The 16,477-nt window shown below is 61.6% G+C and carries 20 protein-coding genes; 7 read left to right on the top strand and 13 right to left on the bottom strand.

The genetic code is table 11. From position 1 onward, the window contains the following. The first annotated feature begins 108 nt into the window (after positions 1 to 108). Positions 109 to 1,998 carry a TonB-dependent receptor domain-containing protein gene (locus tag AC1RS8_RS19405; RefSeq protein ID WP_489339294.1) on the top strand — a complete coding sequence of 630 codons (1,890 nt, stop codon included), beginning with the start codon at positions 109 to 111 and terminating at the stop codon, positions 1,996 to 1,998. A 136-nt stretch (positions 1,999 to 2,134) separates the two neighbouring features. Here the strand turns inward: AC1RS8_RS19405 and AC1RS8_RS19400 are convergent, their stop codons facing one another. The 12 genes from AC1RS8_RS19400 to nrdR form a co-directional block, all read right to left on the bottom strand. Next, the gene (locus tag AC1RS8_RS19400; RefSeq protein WP_489339295.1) at positions 2,135 to 2,935 is read right to left on the bottom strand and encodes a cobalamin-binding protein; all 801 of its coding nucleotides are present in this window, start codon (positions 2,933 to 2,935) and stop codon (positions 2,135 to 2,137) included. Next, positions 2,935 to 3,354 (bottom strand): MFS transporter, encoded by a 420-nt coding sequence (locus tag AC1RS8_RS19395; RefSeq protein WP_489339296.1) that lies wholly within the window; start codon positions 3,352 to 3,354, stop codon positions 2,935 to 2,937. Before AC1RS8_RS19395 ends, AC1RS8_RS19400 begins: the two co-directional genes overlap by 1 nt. Beyond that, positions 3,351 to 3,968, bottom strand: coding sequence for a GTP cyclohydrolase II (gene ribA / locus AC1RS8_RS19390; protein ID WP_008053837.1), 618 nt, complete (start codon positions 3,966 to 3,968; stop codon positions 3,351 to 3,353). The genes AC1RS8_RS19395 and ribA overlap by 4 nt, the downstream gene beginning before the upstream one ends. A gap of 163 nt (positions 3,969 to 4,131) precedes the next feature. Further along, positions 4,132 to 4,872, bottom strand: a complete 741-nt coding sequence (locus AC1RS8_RS19385; protein WP_489339297.1) for a substrate-binding periplasmic protein — start codon at positions 4,870 to 4,872, stop codon at positions 4,132 to 4,134. 53 nt (positions 4,873 to 4,925) lie between these two features. After that, positions 4,926 to 5,429 (bottom strand): phosphatidylglycerophosphatase A family protein, encoded by a 504-nt coding sequence (locus AC1RS8_RS19380; RefSeq protein WP_007970166.1) that lies wholly within the window; start codon positions 5,427 to 5,429, stop codon positions 4,926 to 4,928. Beyond that, positions 5,426 to 6,391: a thiamine-phosphate kinase gene (gene thiL, locus AC1RS8_RS19375; RefSeq protein ID WP_489339298.1), complete on the bottom strand. Its 966-nt coding sequence runs from the start codon at positions 6,389 to 6,391 to the stop codon at positions 5,426 to 5,428. The genes AC1RS8_RS19380 and thiL overlap by 4 nt, the downstream gene beginning before the upstream one ends. A gap of 23 nt (positions 6,392 to 6,414) precedes the next feature. Continuing rightward, positions 6,415 to 6,915 carry a transcription antitermination factor NusB gene (gene nusB, locus AC1RS8_RS19370; RefSeq protein WP_042610619.1) on the bottom strand — a complete coding sequence of 167 codons (501 nt, stop codon included), beginning with the start codon at positions 6,913 to 6,915 and terminating at the stop codon, positions 6,415 to 6,417. Further along, a complete protein-coding gene (gene ribH, locus AC1RS8_RS19365; protein WP_003228649.1) occupies positions 6,912 to 7,388 on the bottom strand; it encodes a 6,7-dimethyl-8-ribityllumazine synthase in 477 nt (158 codons plus the stop codon). Before ribH ends, nusB begins: the two co-directional genes overlap by 4 nt. A gap of 91 nt (positions 7,389 to 7,479) precedes the next feature. Further along, on the bottom strand, positions 7,480 to 8,571 hold the full coding sequence (ribBA, locus tag AC1RS8_RS19360) for a bifunctional 3,4-dihydroxy-2-butanone-4-phosphate synthase/GTP cyclohydrolase II (RefSeq protein ID WP_090451662.1): 1,092 nt from the start codon (positions 8,569 to 8,571) through the stop codon (positions 7,480 to 7,482). 16 nt (positions 8,572 to 8,587) lie between these two features. Further along, a complete protein-coding gene (locus AC1RS8_RS19355; RefSeq protein ID WP_007906836.1) occupies positions 8,588 to 9,250 on the bottom strand; it encodes a riboflavin synthase in 663 nt (220 codons plus the stop codon). A gap of 47 nt (positions 9,251 to 9,297) precedes the next feature. After that, positions 9,298 to 10,431 (bottom strand): bifunctional diaminohydroxyphosphoribosylaminopyrimidine deaminase/5-amino-6-(5-phosphoribosylamino)uracil reductase RibD, encoded by a 1,134-nt coding sequence (ribD, locus tag AC1RS8_RS19350; RefSeq protein WP_154947324.1) that lies wholly within the window; start codon positions 10,429 to 10,431, stop codon positions 9,298 to 9,300. Beyond that, positions 10,428 to 10,892, bottom strand: coding sequence for a transcriptional regulator NrdR (gene nrdR, locus AC1RS8_RS19345; RefSeq protein WP_003228656.1), 465 nt, complete (start codon positions 10,890 to 10,892; stop codon positions 10,428 to 10,430). Before nrdR ends, ribD begins: the two co-directional genes overlap by 4 nt. 127 nt (positions 10,893 to 11,019) lie before the next feature. Between nrdR and AC1RS8_RS19340 the strand changes: the two genes are divergently transcribed. The 3 genes from AC1RS8_RS19340 (at position 11,020) to trxA (ending at position 13,190) form a co-directional block, all read left to right on the top strand. After that, complete coding sequence (locus AC1RS8_RS19340; RefSeq protein ID WP_057713125.1) at positions 11,020 to 11,484, top strand: YbaY family lipoprotein; 465 nt, start codon at positions 11,020 to 11,022, stop codon at positions 11,482 to 11,484. Further along, positions 11,481 to 12,134, top strand: coding sequence for a class I SAM-dependent methyltransferase (locus AC1RS8_RS19335; RefSeq protein WP_489339299.1), 654 nt, complete (start codon positions 11,481 to 11,483; stop codon positions 12,132 to 12,134). Before AC1RS8_RS19340 ends, AC1RS8_RS19335 begins: the two co-directional genes overlap by 4 nt. Positions 12,135 to 12,317: 183 nt before the next feature. Then, positions 12,318 to 13,190 carry a thioredoxin gene (gene trxA / locus AC1RS8_RS19330; protein WP_489339300.1) on the top strand — a complete coding sequence of 291 codons (873 nt, stop codon included), beginning with the start codon at positions 12,318 to 12,320 and terminating at the stop codon, positions 13,188 to 13,190. Between the two features lie 103 nt (positions 13,191 to 13,293). On the opposite strand, the gene AC1RS8_RS19325 is transcribed toward trxA, so the two are convergent. Continuing rightward, positions 13,294 to 13,635: a hypothetical protein gene (locus tag AC1RS8_RS19325; protein WP_223499980.1), complete on the bottom strand. Its 342-nt coding sequence runs from the start codon at positions 13,633 to 13,635 to the stop codon at positions 13,294 to 13,296. 135 nt (positions 13,636 to 13,770) lie between these two features. On the opposite strand from AC1RS8_RS19325, the gene AC1RS8_RS19320 reads away from it, so the two are divergent. From AC1RS8_RS19320 to AC1RS8_RS19310, 3 genes are all read left to right on the top strand, one after another. Then, on the top strand, positions 13,771 to 14,361 hold the full coding sequence (locus AC1RS8_RS19320; protein ID WP_489339301.1) for a DUF2796 domain-containing protein: 591 nt from the start codon (positions 13,771 to 13,773) through the stop codon (positions 14,359 to 14,361). 135 nt (positions 14,362 to 14,496) lie between these two features. Next, entirely contained in the window at positions 14,497 to 15,207 is a 711-nt protein-coding gene (locus AC1RS8_RS19315) for an ABC transporter ATP-binding protein (RefSeq protein WP_057713120.1), read from the top strand. 1 nt (position 15,208) lies between these two features. Further along, positions 15,209 to 16,474, top strand: a complete 1,266-nt coding sequence (locus tag AC1RS8_RS19310) for an ABC transporter permease (protein WP_489339302.1) — start codon at positions 15,209 to 15,211, stop codon at positions 16,472 to 16,474. Positions 16,475 to 16,477 lie beyond the last annotated feature (3 nt).

The following is a 16,477-nucleotide window of genomic DNA, read 5'->3' as shown; positions in this document are numbered from 1 at the left end:
CGACTCAGATGCTGACTGATACACCGCTATCGCGAGCAAGCTCGCTCCCACAGTGGTTTTCAGCGCCTATCAAAACTGTATTCGCCTCAAAGCACCAACGGACTACCCATGAAACTCTCTCCCTTCGCCCTGACGCTGACCCTGCTGCCGGCCGGTCAATTGCTGGCCGACACCTTCGAACGCGACCAGGCCCTGAAGCTGCCCGACGTGTTGATCAGCGCCAACCGCCAGGTCGAAGCGCGCAATGACAGCAGCGCCGCCAACACCGTGTTCACCCGCGACGACATCGATCGCCTGCAACCCGATAGCGTCACTGACCTGTTGCGTCGAGTACCGGGTGTGCAAGTCTCGCAGTCCGGCGGGCGCGGCAGCATTCCGGGGGTCTATATCCGCGGCACCCAGTCGGCCCAGAGCCTGGTGCTGGTGGATGGCCAACGCATCGGCAGTTCGACCTCCGGCGACAGCAACCTGCAACACATCAATATCGAGCAGGTCGAGCGCGTGGAAGTGCTGCGCGGCTCCCGCTCGGTGATTTACGGCAGCGATGCGATTGGCGGGGTGATCCAGATCTTCACCCGCCGCGGCGGTGAACAAGGCCTGCAACCGCACATGCACACCGGTTTTGGCAGTAATCAGACCTGGGAGCGCAGCCTTGGCCTGTCCGGTGGTGATGAGCGAACCCGCTTCAACCTTGGCGCCAGCCTCGATGAAACCGCCGGGATCAATCGCACCCACGAGTCGTATCCCAGTGATGGCGATCACGACGCCTACCGCAACAAATCCCTCAGCCTGAGCCTGAGTCACACCCTGACGGAAGACGTCGAAGTCGGCGCCAACGTGCTGGATAACCGTGGCAAGAGCGAGTTTGATAGTCCGTTCGGCCGTTACGATTACGTGACGGACAAGTCCTATCAACAGCAGCCCTACAACGACTTCAATGTGAGCAGCGCCAGCAGCTACATTGATGCACAGATCAATGAGGTATGGAAAACCCGCATCGAACTCGGTCACAGCGAAAACCGCGAGACAACCCTCGACAAGCTCAGCGATGAGCGCAGTGTTTTCAATACTTACCGCGACTCGGTCAACTGGCAGAACGATCTGACGCTCAACGAGCGCAACAGCCTGATGCTCGGTGGCGACTGGTACGAAGACCGGATCAACAGCACCACAGCGTTCGACGAAGACAGCCGCTGGAACCGCGCCGTGTTTATCCAGCATCGCTTTCAGGCCGACAGTTTCTCTACGGAGTTGGGTCTGCGTCACGACGATAACCAGCAGTTCGGCAGCCAGAACACCTGGAGCGGCACCTTCACCGTGCCGCTGAACCCGGACAACGAAGTGCTGCTGACCTATAGCGAAGGCTTCCGCGCGCCGACGTTCAATGATCTGTATTACCCGGATTTCAGCAACCCGGATTTGAAACCCGAAACATCCAAGAGCTATGAGCTGCAATGGCGCAGCCAATTGACCGAGAGCAGTCGCCTGGAGACGTCGCTGTATCGCACCGACCTTGAAGACGCGATCATTTTCGGCAGCAACTCACGCCCCGAAAACGTCGCCTCGGCACGGATCAACGGCTTCGAAGCAGCGCTGAAGCAGGAACTGTTCGGCTGGCAGAGCAACCTTGGCGTGGCGATCATCGACCCACGCGACCGTGATACGGGCCACACCCTGGCCCGTCGTGCGCGGCGCACCTTGAGCCTGGACCTGGACCTGGACCGACAGTTCGATCGCCTGGGCCTCGGCGCCAGTTGGCAAGCGGTCAGCAGCAGCTATGACGACTTGAACAATCAACAGCCGTTGGGTGGTTATGCCCTGTTGGGGTTGCGCAGCAGTTGGGAGCTCAATCGTGAAATCCAGCTGGAGCTGAAGGTCGATAACCTGCTGGACAAGGGTTACAGCCGGGCGCTGTACAGCTACCAAGGTAGCCAGTATGGGTATCGCGAGGAAGGTCGGGCGTGGATGTTCGGGGTGACGTGGACACCAGAGATCTGATCCAAAATAAGAGGTGTGTGGACCGGCCTCATCGCGAGCAAGCTCGCTCCCACAGGTTTTGCGGTTGAATTACAGTTTTTCGATCAAACCTGATCCCTGTGGGAGCGAGCTTGCTCGCGATGAAAGCACCTCGGTCTCAGCGGTCTGACGCAATCAAATGACAAAGCTTGGCGGTCGCCTCGACCATCTGCCCACTCGGCCGCTCAAGGCCCTTGTCCGTCACCAAACGCAATTGCCCTTGTGATACCGCCGCCACCTGTGGCCAGGCTTTCCACGCATCAAGCTGCGCCTGATCGCTGGCCAGAATCACCTCGGGATTACGCTGCAACACCGCCTCCACACTGACTTGCGGTGCCGGCAGCTTCAGGTCGGCAAACACGTTTTGCGCACCGCAGGCCTCCAGCGCATCGCTGATGATCTGCTCGCCGCCAACCGTATACAGCGGCCGATCCCAGACCTGATAGAACACTCGTAACGGCTTGTCCCGGCGATAGCGCTGGCGCAATTCATCCAGCCGCTGGCGTAGATCGCTGGCCAATGAAATTCCGCGTTCAGGCCGATCCAGCTGAGCAGCAATGGCTTCGATCTGCACCGTGAGCTGGTCCAGGCTGCGGGGTTCGGCGACGTAGGTGGGAATATTCAGTCGCTTGAGCTGGTCACGCTGGGCCGGGCCAACACTACCGGGCCATAGCAGCAACAGATCGGGCTTCAGGCTGAGCAAGCGCTCCATGTCCAGCTGGCCATAGCGGCCAACGGAGGGCAGGTCCTTGAGTTCGGCAGGTCGCTCACCGGCGTCCAGCACACCTACCAGGAGGTCGGCGGAGCCCAGTTCAACGACGATTTCAGAGAGCGACGGTGCGAGGCTGACAACCCGTTCGACCGCAACGGCCGAGCCACTGGCGGCCAGCAGCAACACCGCCAGCCAGAGCGCGCGCATCAACCGAGTTGACGCGGAATACGGTAGAGGTAGAACAACACGGCGGTCGACAGTGCCAGCAGCATCAGCGGCACGGCTTCGAGACCGACGAACACCGCCAGGGCAGCGATCCAGGCCGGCAGCCCGGCGGCCAGGAATGCCGGGCGCCGCTTGGCTGCCAGACTGATCCAGGCAGCAGGTTCTTCAGAGGTATCGAGGGCTTTCTGGGTGGCGATCAGTGCGTGTTTGTAGGCGCCGAAAAACTTCAGGCTGACAAACATCGAAGCAACTCCGGCGATGAACAACGGCATCGCCAGCACCGGCAGAATGGCTTCGCTCTGGCCGAACACCGCGTTGATCACAAACAGGGGCAACAAGGCCAGTGCCAGGTATTGCCACCAGTTGACGGACAGTCGCCGCCGCACCTGACCACGGGTCACGCCCGGTCTACCTCGCCCTGATGCTCATTGCCCATCATGTGATCGAGCTTGCTGGCCTTGGTCGCCAGGTAGAGTCGGTTATGCGGGTTGTGGCCGGTGTGCAGCGGCACGCGCTCGGCGACCACGATACCCATGTCGGTCAAGGCTTTGACCTTGCGCGGGTTGTTGGTCATCAGGCGCAGTGACTTCACGCCCAGGTGCTCCAGCATCGGCAGGCACATGGCGTAGTCACGCTGGTCGGCGGCAAAGCCCAGGCGTTCGTTGGCTTCAACGGTGTCGGCGCCACCGTCCTGCAGCTCATAGGCGCGGATCTTGTTCAGCAGACCAATGCCCCGGCCTTCCTGTCGTAGGTAGAGCAATACGCCACGACCTTCGCGGGCGATGGCCTGCAAGGCGGCCTCCAGTTGCGAGCCGCAGTCGCAACGCTGGCTGAACAGGGCATCGCCCGTCAGGCATTCGGAGTGCAGCCGGCCGAGTACCGGGGCACCATCGTCGAATTCACCTAGGCTCAGCACAACGTGCTCGCGGCCGGTGGCTTCATCGAGAAAGCCATGCATGGTGAATTGCGCAAAAGGCGTTGGCAGCTTGGAAGCGGCGACAAAAACGACAGGCACCGGTGTGCTCCTGATCTAAAAGTCTGAAGATTCGCAGAGCCGGCATTGTAACAGCAGGTTCCGGAGGACGCTTAGGCTGAATTATCGGCGATAACTATCAAAATGTTTGATATACGCCCTGAAGACACTCCCACATGGTTCAGTATCAGTCCTTGAATCGGGGTCAATTATCTTCAAACGGATAAGGCTGTTTCCAGCGTTCAAAAATCGGTTTCAACTCGCCGCTTTTCACCAGTTGCTCCATGCGCTGGTCGAACAGGGCCATTAACGTGCGTGCCTTCGGGGTCTTGGCAAAGCACAGGTACAGCGGCAACTCGGCGATATGGGTGCGCCGCAGTTGGGACGGATCCTTGGCGCGCTTGATGACGTCATCGACTTCGGTCAGGGCATCGATGTAAAAGTCGGCACGATTGTGGATCAGCATCGACTCGATGCCGGTACGCCGCTGCACTTCGTCGAAGTGGCGCACATTGGGCAAGTAATCCTGGTAGTCGTAGCCACGAATCCAGGCCAGTCGATAATTGCCCAGGGTTTGCGGGGTGGGTACCGGACTGCTGGCCAGGCCCAGCGCATAGATGTGATCGGTGTCGAAGTTCCAATGGGGATAGAGCACACCCTCAGAATCGTCACGATAGGAGCCGACGCAGGCATCGACCTCGCCACGTTCGGCCAGGCCCAGCGAACGTACGTAGGGCTCGGTGCGGATGTCGACCTTGACGCCCGCCGGCTCGAACACTTGCCGTAGCACGTCCCAACCCAGTCCATGACCGTCAGCGGCGGTGTAGCCTTCCCACTCTTCGCTGGCCAGATGAATCACCGACGGCGGCGTAGCCCCCCCTCCTCCCGCCTGGACACAAGAGCAAAACATCGCGAACGCCATCACCATCAATCCGCGTACAGTCATCCCCCGCTTCCCCCGATAAACAGCTCTCATGACCAACGCCTGGAAATCCCCGGTCAGGCGAAAAACCACACCAATCCCTGCATCGCCAACCAGGCGAACACCCCGGCCAGGACATCATCGAGCATGATGCCGACGCCGCCATGTACGTGCCGGTCAATCCAGCGAATCGGCCATGGCTTGAGAATGTCGAAGAAGCGGAACATCAGGAAACCCGCCAGCAACCACTGCCAGCCCTCCGGCACCAGCCACAGGGTGATCCACATCCCGACCATTTCGTCCCAGACGATGCCTTCATGATCGTGTACCCGCAAATCGTCGGCCACTTTGCCGCACAGCCAGAAGCCGAACAGCATGGTGATGCCCAGCATCAGCCAGTAACCCCAGTCGGGCAGCATCTGCCACAACGGAATAAAGGGCAGCGCAACCAACGACCCCCAAGTGCCGGGCGCCTTTGGCAAGGTGCCCGAGCCAAAGCCGAACGCCAGGAAATGCCATGGATTACGCCAGACCGACGGCGGTACGAATTCCGCCGGGACCTGTTTGGGATGATCTGTCACGGTGACTCCCGAAAATGTTGATAACCCCGGGTTTGCGGGGTGATGTCTTTGCCATCGGCGTCCAGCAGCTTCACGCCCTGCCCCGTCACCACTTGACCAATCACATGGATCGGCCAGCCATCGGCCAGCAATAGCGGCAACTCGACGGACGGTAAGGTGAAGGCCAGGACGTAGTCGTCGCCGCCGCTCAGGGCCGCAACCTGTGCGTCCGATTGGCCGAGAAAGTCGACCAGGCTCTGGGACAGTGGCAAACGATCCCGCTCGACTTCGATACCAACCTTCGACGCCAGCGCGATATGCCCGCAATCCGCAAGCAGGCCGTCGGAGATATCCATCGCCGAAGTGGCCTTGCCCCGTAGCGCCTGCCCCAAACCGAGCTGCGGTTGCGGCGACCAGTAATGCGCCAGCAACGGCTCGGCAATGCGCGTTTCAGCTGTGCGCTGGCCGAGCACCAAGGGCAAGGCACCGGCGGCATTGCCCAGGTTGCCGCCGACACACAGCAGGTCGCCCGGTTGCGCACCGCTGCGGGTCAGCGCCTGACCGGCCGGCACGCGGCCGAACACGGTCATGGTCAGGCTCAGCGGCCCACGGGTCGTGTCACCACCCACTAGCGCCACGCCGCAGCTTTGCGCCATCTGGTTCAAACCACGGGCATAGGCTTGCAGCCAATCGGCGGTCACCGTCGGCAAGGTCAGGGCAAGGGTAAAGGCAATCGGGGTGGCGCCCATGGCGGCCAGGTCGCTGACGGCCACGGCCAGCGAGCGCTGACCGAGCAGAAACGGATCGCAGGGATCGGCGAAATGCACGCCGGCCACCAACGTATCGGTAGAAATCGCCATCTGCTCCCCGGAGGGAACAGCCAGCAAGGCGCAGTCATCGCCAATCCCGAGGGCAACGCCTTCGCCGCCCTGCGCACAAGGCGCGGCGGCGAAGAAATTGCGGATCAGCTCAAACTCGCCCATCAGGTATCCTGTCCAAACGCCAATCAGCGCTTGAACGCCTTCACTTCAGCTTCACGCAGTCGCGGGGCCAGCTTGTCGAGCACACCGTTGACGAACTTGTGGCCGTCGGTGGAACCGAAGACCTTGGCCAGTTCGATACCTTCGTTGATCACAACGCGGTACGGCACGTCGACGCGCTTGAGCAGTTCCCAGGTCGACAGGCGCAGAACAGCCAGTTCAACCGGGTCCAGCTCTTCGATGGTCAAGTCCAGGCATGGCGTGAGCGCGGTGTCGATTTCGGTCTTGAACTGCGGAACCCCGTGCAGGATTTCGCGGAAGTACGCGCCGTCGACATCGGTGAAATCGTTATCGACCCGGAACTGCGCTTCGATCTCGTTCAGCGACTGCTTGGCCATGTGCCATTGGTACAGCGCCTGGGTCGCGAGCTGACGGGCTTCGCGGCGCTTGGCGCTTTTCGATGGCTTGCCGGCATCCGCAGGCTTTGGATCGCGCGGGTTGAAACGATCGCTTTCGTCGCTAATCACTTGGCCTCCAACTGCGCCAGCAGGCTGACCATTTCCAGAGCGGACAGGGCAGCTTCAGCACCTTTGTTGCCGGCCTTGGTGCCGGAACGTTCGATGGCTTGCTCGATGGAATCAACGGTCAGGACGCCGAAAGCGACCGGAACGCCGAACTCCATGGACACCTGAGCCAGGCCCTTGGTGCACTCGCCAGCCACGTATTCGAAGTGCGGAGTGCCGCCACGAATGACCGCGCCCAGGGCGATGATTGCCGCGAACTCGCCTTTCTGGGCGACTTTCTGCGCAACCAGCGGAATTTCGAAGGCGCCAGGTGCGCGGATGATGGTGATGTCGCTTTCGCTCACGCCGTGGCGAACCAGGGCATCAACTGCACCGCTGACCAGGCTTTCAACGACGAAGCTGTTGAAACGGCCCACTACCAGAGCGTAGCGGCCTTTAGGGGCGATGAAGGTACCTTCGATGGTCTTCAGGGTCATTCGTTAGATCTCTTAAAGAGCCGGGACGCGTCTTCTACGCGCCCCTCAGTGATTTATTTGCCGCGAATTCAAGGCCGGGAACAACCGGTCATTATTCGGAGGGCACGTATTCTACAACTTCCAGATCGAAACCGGATATCGCATTAAATTTCATCGGTGCCGACATCAGGCGCATTTTGCGTACGCCAAGGTCGCGCAGGATCTGCGAACCGGCACCGACAGTGCTGTAGGTGGTCGGTTTTTTCACGGCTGCGTGATCGGCGGTTTCGCGAATATGCGCCAGCAACACGTCGCCATCGAGTGGGTGACCGAGCAACAGCACCACGCCGCTACCAGCCTCGGCAACCGCGGACATGGCGGCGCGCAGGCTCCAGCGGCCCGGTTGCTTGACCATCAGCAGGTCACGCAGCGGGTCCATGTTGTGCACTCGAACCAGGGTCGGCTCTTCGGCACACACGTTGCCCAGGGTCAGTGCCATGTGCACGTCGCCTTCCACGGAATCACGATAGGTCACCAGGTTGAATTGGCCCAGTTCGCTGTCCAGTGGCTGCTCGGCAATCCGCTGAACGGTACGTTCGTGGATCATCCGGTAGTGAATCAGGTCGGCGATGGTGCCGATCTTGATGTCGTGTTCGGCGGCAAAGGCTTCCAGCTCGGCGCGACGGGACATGGTGCCGTCGTCGTTCATCACTTCGCAGATCACCCCGCTAGGCTCGTAACCGGCCATGCGCGCCAGGTCGCACGCCGCTTCGGTGTGGCCGGCACGGGCCAGGGTGCCGCCGGCCTGAGCCATCAGCGGGAAGATGTGGCCCGGGCTGACGATGTCTTCAGCCTTGGCATCACGGGCGGCGGCGGCCTGCACGGTGCGCGCACGGTCTGCGGCGGAGATGCCGGTGGTCACGCCGGTGGCCGCTTCGATCGATACGGTGAACTTGGTGCCGAAACCGGACCCGTTGCGCGGCGCCATCAACGGCAGCTTGAGCAGTTCGCAGCGCTCGCGGCTCATCGGCATGCAGATCAGGCCACGGGCGTGCTTGGCCATGAAGTTGATGTGCTCGGGCTTGCAGCACTCGGCGGCCATGATCAGGTCGCCTTCGTTCTCGCGGTCTTCGTCATCCATGAGGATGACCATCTTGCCTTGGCGGATGTCTTCAACCAGTTCTTCGATGCTATTGAGCGCCACAAGGCACCCCCTTGGGTCAGGATTTGAGGTAGCCGTTGGCGGCCAGAAAGCTTTCAGTGATGTTACTGGAAGTTGGCTCCGCAGCCTTGTCGCCCAGTAGCAGACGCTCCAGGTAACGGGCCAGCAAGTCCACTTCCAGGTTCACCCGGCGGCCTGGCTGGTACGACGCCATGATGGTTTCGCTCAGGGTGTGGGGAATGATGGTCAGCAGGAACTCGGCGCCATCGACTGCGTTCACGGTGAGGCTGGTGCCGTCGACGGTGATCGAGCCTTTATGGGCGATGTACTTGGCCAGGTCCTTTGGCGCGCGGATGCGGAATTCCACGGCGCGCGCATTTTCGGTACGGGCAACCACTTCGCCCACGCCGTCGACGTGACCGCTGACCAGATGCCCGCCGAGGCGAGTGGTCGGGGTCAGGGCTTTTTCCAGATTGACCGGGCTGCCGCTTTTCAGGTCGTTCATGGCGGTGCAGTCGAGGGTTTCGCGACTGACGTCCGCCGCAAAGCCATTGCCCGGCAATTCAACGGCAGTCAGGCACACGCCGTTGACCGCGATACTGTCGCCCAGTTTGACATCGCTCAGGTCGAGCTTGCCGGTTTCGACGTGAACCCGCACATCACCGCCCTTTGGGGTCAATGCACGAATACTGCCGATGGATTCGATGATGCCGGTAAACATGAGGTTCTCCTCGAGAACAAAGCCAGCGCTATAGCGATGGCCAGAAATTATACGCTCGCGGCTGGCGAAGGAATCGCAATGACTCGCCAGTCATCGCCAACGGCACGAATTTCGATGATTTTGAGCTCGGGCGCATCCTTCATTTGCACGAGCGGCCAGTCCAGCAGCGGCCGCGCCGAGGAACCCAGGAACTTGCCGGCAATGAAAATCTGGAACTCGTCCACCAGACCGAGTTGGGCAAAGGCACCTGCCAGGCGCGGGCCGGCCTCGACCAGCACTTCGTTGACGCCACGGGTTGCGAGTTCAACCAATAGTTGACGCAGATCGACCTGACCGTCATAGCCCGGCACGATCAGGCACTCTGGACCGTTGGCATATTGCTCTTCAACCGCCACGCAGGTGGCGACCAGCGCCGGGCCTGCCTTGAAGAACGGTGCATCCAGCGGCACCCGCAGGCGGCCGTCGACCAACACCCGCAGCGGCGGACGGCTCATGGCCAAGGCTGTTTGCTCTGCATCCAGCCCCAACTCATCGGCACGCACGGTCAACCGTGCGTTGTCCGCCAGCACCGTATCGGCACCGGTCAGTACCACACTGGCTTGCGCGCGCAGACGCTGCACTGCCGAGCGCGCCGCCGGGCCGGTGATCCACTGGCTTTCGCCGCTTTCCATGGCGGTTCGCCCGTCGAGGCTCATGGCCAACTTGACCCGCACGAACGGCAAGCCGTGTTCCATGCGTTTCAGAAAGCCTTGATTAAGCTTGCGCGCCTCGCCTTCCAGCACGCCGCTTTCGGTGGCGATACCGGCCTGTGTCAGGCGTTGCAGACCGCGACCGGCGACTTCCGGGTTCGGGTCCTGCATCGCCGCGACCACGCGGGCCACACCGGCATTGACCAGTGCATCGGCACAGGGCGGCGTACGGCCGTGATGACTGCAAGGTTCAAGCGTCACGTAAGCGGTGGCGCCACGAGCCTGCTCACCAGCCGCGCGCAGGGCGTGGACTTCAGCGTGGGGCTCGCCGGCGCGCTCGTGCCAGCCTTCGCCGACAATCTGCCCGCCCTGCACGATCACGCAACCGACCCGCGGATTGGGGTGCGTCGTGTAATGCCCCTTGCGCGCCAGTTCCAGGGCACGGGCCATGAAATGGGCGTCGAGGATGGCTTGTTCGGCGCAAGTGGTCATTCTTTCACCGGTTCACGGGCCAGGCGATCGATCTCTTCGCGGAACTCGTTGAGGTCCTGGAAGCGGCGATACACCGAAGCGAAGCGGATGTAGGCGACTTCGTCGAGCTTCTGCAGCTCGGCCATCACCAGTTCGCCGACCACGAGGGATTTGACCTCGCGTTCGCCGGTGGCGCGCAGTTTGTGTTTGATGTGCACCAGCGACGACTCGAGGCGCTCGACACTCACCGGGCGCTTTTCCAGCGCGCGCTGCATGCCGGCGCGGAGTTTTTCTTCGTCGAACGGCTGGCGACTGCCGTCGGTTTTGATCAGGCGCGGCAACACCAGTTCAGCCGTCTCGAACGTCGTGAAACGCTCGCCGCAGGCCAGGCATTCACGCCGGCGGCGCACCTGTTCGCCCTCGGCGACCAGACGCGAGTCGATGACCTTGGTGTCGTTGGCACCGCAGAAGGGACAGTGCATGGTGGCAGGCAACAAAAAAAGGGAGGGCCATGGTAGCGCATCCCCGTGGCAAGACAAGCCATAGGGTTTGCGGTATACAGACGGGATGATCACTTGATCCATGGAATTCAGCGTTATGGAGCCACCAATGTCGTTACGTCCGCTCATTTTGCTCAGTGTTTTCAGCCTGCTGGTGGCCTGCAGCAGCGATGCACCCAAGCCCCAGCCGCCAACGCCTGGCCCGGTGCCGCAGCAAGCGCAGAAGAAAGCCCGGGAGGCCGCCGCACTCGGCCCTCTGCCCGCCCATCAGCGTGAACTGAGCGGCACCTTGCAAGGCGTTCCAGCTGGCGCTGAAGTCGAACTGGCATTGCTGGTGATCGACGATAAGGACCGCCCGCAACAATTGCTCGCCAGCTCCAGCCTGATCGGCAACAACCAGGTTCTGCCGTTTCACCTGCGCTTCAATCCGGAATCCTTCCCGGCCGGGGCCCGCGTTGAACTGCGAGGCCGCGCCAGTCAGTCCGGGCAGTTGATCCTGCACCTGCCGTCGCAACTGATTACCCAGCCGACCACCCAGGCCCTGGGCCAACTGCAATTCGTCAAAGCCCCATGAGTGCACCGTTCGACCTGCAAAAGGCGTTGGGTGAACTGCTCGGTGATGCGCAATTGGTCGCCTGTGAGTTACCAGGGACCGACCTGAAGTTGTGGCTGATCGACGGCGACAACATGGACCGCGCCTTCAGCCCGGAAGAGACCCGGCGCATCCTGCATGAGCCGCCGTACTGGAGTTTCTGCTGGGCCAGCGGCCTGGCCGTGGCCCGCTATCTGGCCGAAAACCCCCATTGGGTCGAAGGCAAGCGGGTACTGGATTTCGGTGCCGGCTCCGGGGTGGCGGGGATTGCGGCGGCGAAGGCCGGGGCGCTCGAAGTACTGGCCTGCGACCTTGACCCGCTGGCGATTGCCGCGTGTCGGGCCAATGCCGAGCTCAATAACGTACAGCTCAATTACTCGATGGACTTTTTCGCCGAGGCCGATCGCTTCGATCTGATTCTGGTGGCGGATGTACTGTACGACCGGGCCAACCTGCCGCTGCTCGACCAGTTCCTCAGTCGCGGCCGAGAGGCGCTGGTGGCGGATTCACGCGTCAGGGATTTCCGTCATCCGTTGTACCGGCGCATCGAAATGCTCGAAGCCATGACCCTGCCGGATCTGGCCGAGCCCCACGAGTTTCGGCATGTGAGCCTGTACCACGCGCAGCGCTAGCTAAAAGCATCGCGAGCAAGCTCGCTCCTGCACTGGACCCGCGTCGTCCACAAATCCCCTGTGGGAGCGAGCTTGCTCGCGATGACGTCCTGTCAGACGAAACATCTCTAACGGCCACCCCGCTTCCGGCGCGCCCCCACCAAGTCGTATAGTTGCCCCATTCACGCTTTTACGAGATTGCCCATGAGTCAGGAAACGCCGTACATCTTCGACGCCACGACTGCCGATTTCGACCAGTCGGTGATCGAGAACTCCTTCCACAAACCAGTGCTGGTGGATTTCTGGGCCGAATGGTGCGCGCCCTGCAAAGTGCTGATGCCGATGCTGCAGAGCATTGCCGAGAGCTATCAGGGTGAGTTGCTGCTGGCCAAGGTCAACTGTGACATCGAACAAGACATCGTCGCCCGCTTCGGCATCCGCAGCCTGCCGACCGTGGTGCTGTTCAAGGACGGCCAGCCTGTCGATGGCTTTGCCGGTGCGCAGCCGGAGTCGGCCGTGCGTGCCCTGCTCGAACCCCATGTGCAGATGCCGCCACCGGCCGCCGCCGATCCGTTCGAACTGGCCCAGGCGCTGTTCGACGACAGCCGTTTTGCCGATGCCGAAGCGCAGCTCAAAGTGATCCTGGGTGAAGACAACACCAACGCCAAGGCACTGATCCTGTACGCCCGCTGCCTGACCGAGCGCGGTGAACTGGGCGAAGCGCAAACCGTGCTGGATGCGGTCAAGAGCGACGAGCACAAGGCCGCGCTGGCCGGCGCCAAGGCACAGATCAAGTTTCTCGGTCTGGCCAGGGACTTGCCGGATGCCGCCGACCTGAAGGCCCGACTGGCGAAAGACCCGCTGGACGATGAGGCGGTCTATCAACTGGCGATCCAGCAACTGGCCCGTCAGCAGTACGACGCCGCGCTGGATGCATTGCTGAAGTTGTTCACCCGCAACCGCAGCTACAGCGAAGGCTTGCCGCACAAGACCTTGTTGCAGGTGTTCGAATTGCTGGGCAACGATCATCCGTTGGTCAGCACGTACCGCCGCAAGTTGTTTGCCGCGCTGTACTAAGCCAACCCTGTAGGAGCGAGCTTGCTCGCGAAAAACCTGAGAGCACCGAGGTGAATCAGGTTTCCCGCGTTATCGTTGACGCCCATCGCGAGCAAGCTCGCTCCTACACCAACCAGCGATACAGCGGTGTATCCCCGCCGCTTTCCACCTTCACATCCGAACTGTGGCGCAGGCGCACCAACAGACGCTTGCCCGCCGCCGCGCTGCCAGTCAGTCCTTCCAGTTGATCGAGCAGGTCCGGGCCACTGAGCTGCCCGGCCTTGCGCAGCAAATCCCTGGCGATCTGCCACAGCGCATCATCCTGATTCAGCGGTTTCGCCGCTGGCACGCTGACCGGGGTTTTTTCCACCTGCAACTGCGCCCCTAGTCGCGCCCAGTCCGCGTCGTCCATCTCCAGGGTCAAATCCACCGGCCAGTCGCCGATGCTTCCGCGAATTCGCAACATAGGTCTGCTCCCGCACATTTCTTCCCGGCATGCTCCCATGGGACTTGTGCAACGCCAAGCAGACAGTCAAACTCTCCGCAATCACGTTATAAGATTACATAACATTTTCTTCATTTTACTTTTCGGAGACTCGTCATGCGTCGTCTGCTTCTCGCCCTGCCGTTTGCCATGTTGCCGCTGGCTGTCGCCCATGCCGCCGACGAACACGATCACGAGCATGGCAGCCTGGGTGCCCACGAACATGGCGTGGGACGCCTGAATGCGGCGCTGGACGGCAAGACCCTGGAGCTGGAACTGGAAAGCCCGGCCATGAACCTGGTGGGGTTCGAGCACGTCGCCACCAGCGATGCCGACAAGGCTAAAGTCGCCGCTGTCCGCGCTCAGCTCGAAAAACCACTGGCGCTATTCAACCTTCCAACAGCCGCTGGTTGCGTGGTGGAAAACCAGGAACTGGAAAGTCCATTGTTCGGCGACAAGCCCGATGCCGACGATGATCACGATGAAGGCGCCAAGGACGAAGACGGCCACGAACATCACCATGATCACAGCGAAATCCACGCTCACTATCAGTTCACTTGCGCCACGCCAGCGGCACTGAAGTCACTGGACCTGGCGAATATTTTCACCCGCTTCCCGGCCACCCGGAAAATTCAGGTACAACTGATCGGCCCGGGCGGGCAGCAAGGCGTTGAAGTGACGGACAAGGCTGCCGCGCTGAAATTCTGACCCACTGTAGGATCGAGCTTGCTCGCGATGGACGCCAACGATAACGCGGGCAACCTGATTCACCTCGGTGTTCTCAGGTTTTTCGCGAGCAGGCTCGCTCCTACAAGGGTTCACCACCAACCAGACCGGTTTCACATGACCCAAGCACTCATCGAACTGTCCGACCTGGGCTTCAGCTGGCCCGGTCACCCGCCGCTGCTGGACATCCCCGCGTTTCGCCTGGAGCGCGGCGAAACCCTGTTCCTCAAAGGCCCGAGCGGCAGCGGCAAGACCACCCTGCTCGGTCTGCTCGGCGGCGTGCAAAAGCCTGATCGCGGCAGCATCCGCCTGCTCGGCCAGGAGCTGACGCAACTCTCGGCCGGCGCCCGCGACCACTTCCGCGTCGATCACACCGGCTACATCTTTCAGCAGTTCAACCTGCTGCCGTTTCTGTCGGTGCGTGAAAACGTCGAACTGCCCTGCCACTTCTCGAAACTGCGCGCCGAACGGGCGAAACAACGTCACGGCAGCGTCGACAAAGCCGCCGCCACACTGCTCGCCCATCTGGGTTTGAAGGATGAAAACATCCTCGGTCGCCGCGCTGATTCGTTGTCCATCGGCCAGCAGCAACGGGTCGCCGCCGCCCGCGCACTGATCGGCCAACCGGAACTGGTGATCGCCGACGAACCGACCTCAGCCCTCGATTACGACGCCCGCGAGAACTTCATTCGCCTGCTGTTCGCCGAGTGCCGCGAAGCCGGCTCGAGCCTGTTGTTCGTCAGCCACGACCAGAGCCTGGCGCCGCTGTTCGACCACAACCTGTCGCTGGCCGAACTCAATCGCGCCGCTACCCCGTCCGAGGTCTGAGATGTATCTGTTTCGTCTAGCCATGGCCAGCCTGGCTAACCGTCGTTTCACTGCGATCCTCACCGCGTTCGCCATCGCCCTGTCGGTGTGCCTGTTGCTGGCAGTGGAGCGCGTGCGCACCGAAGCCAAGGCCAGTTTCGCCAGCACAATAAGCGGCACCGACCTGATCGTCGGCGCCCGCTCAGGCTCGGTGAACCTGCTGCTGTACTCGGTGTTCCGCATCGGCAACGCCACCAACAACATCCGCTGGGACAGCTTCGAACACTTCGCCAGCAACCCGAAAGTGAAGTGGGCGATCCCGATGTCCCTCGGCGACTCCCATCGCGGCTACCGGGTGATGGGCACCACCGAAGCCTACTTCGAGCATTACCAGTACGGGCGCCAGCAACACCTGCAACTGAGCGATGGCCGCGCCTTTGCCACTGACCCGTTCGAAGTGGTGCTCGGTGCCGAAGTGGCCGATGCACTGCACTACAAACTCGGTGACAAACTGGTGCTGGCCCACGGCGTGGCGGCGATCAGCCTGGTCAAGCACGACGACAAACCGTTCACTGTGGTCGGCATTCTCAAGCGCACCGGCACACCGGTGGACCGCACACTGCACATCAGCCTCGGTGGCATGGAAGCGATTCACATCGACTGGCATAACGGCGTGCCGGCCCGGGGCGAGGGCCGCATCACGGCTGATCAGGCGCGCAACATGGACCTCACGCCGCAAGCGATCACCGCGTTCATGCTCGGCCTCAACAACAAGATTTCGACCTTTGCCCTGCAACGGGAAATCAACGAATTCCGTGGCGAACCGATGCTGGCGATCCTGCCAGGCGTAGCGTTGCAAGAGCTGTGGAGTCTGATGGGCACCGCGGAAAAAGCCTTGTTCGTGGTATCGCTGTTTGTGGTGCTGACCGGGTTGATCGGCATGCTCACAGCGATTCTCACCAGCCTCAACGAGCGCCGTCGGGAAATGGCGATCCTGCGCTCGGTGGGCGCACGCCCCTGGCACATCGCGACGCTGTTGGTACTCGAAGCCTTTGCCCTGGCGCTGTCGGGCGTGATCGCCGGCGTGGCGTTGCTGTATGTGTGCATCGCGGCGGCCCAAGGTTATGTGCAAGCCAACTACGGCCTGTTCCTGCCGCTGTCCTGGCCGAGCGAGTATGAATGGACGCTGCTCGGTGGCATCCTGATCGCCGCGTTGCTGATGGGCAGCGTGCCGGCCTGGCGCGTCTATCGCCAATCCCTGGCCGATGGCTTGTCGATCCGTTTATGAGGA

Source organism: Pseudomonas sp. GW821-FHT12A04 (assembly GCF_058807755.1).
The sequence above is the reverse complement of the archived record's forward strand: the minus strand, read 5'-3'. Positions and strand labels throughout refer to the sequence as shown.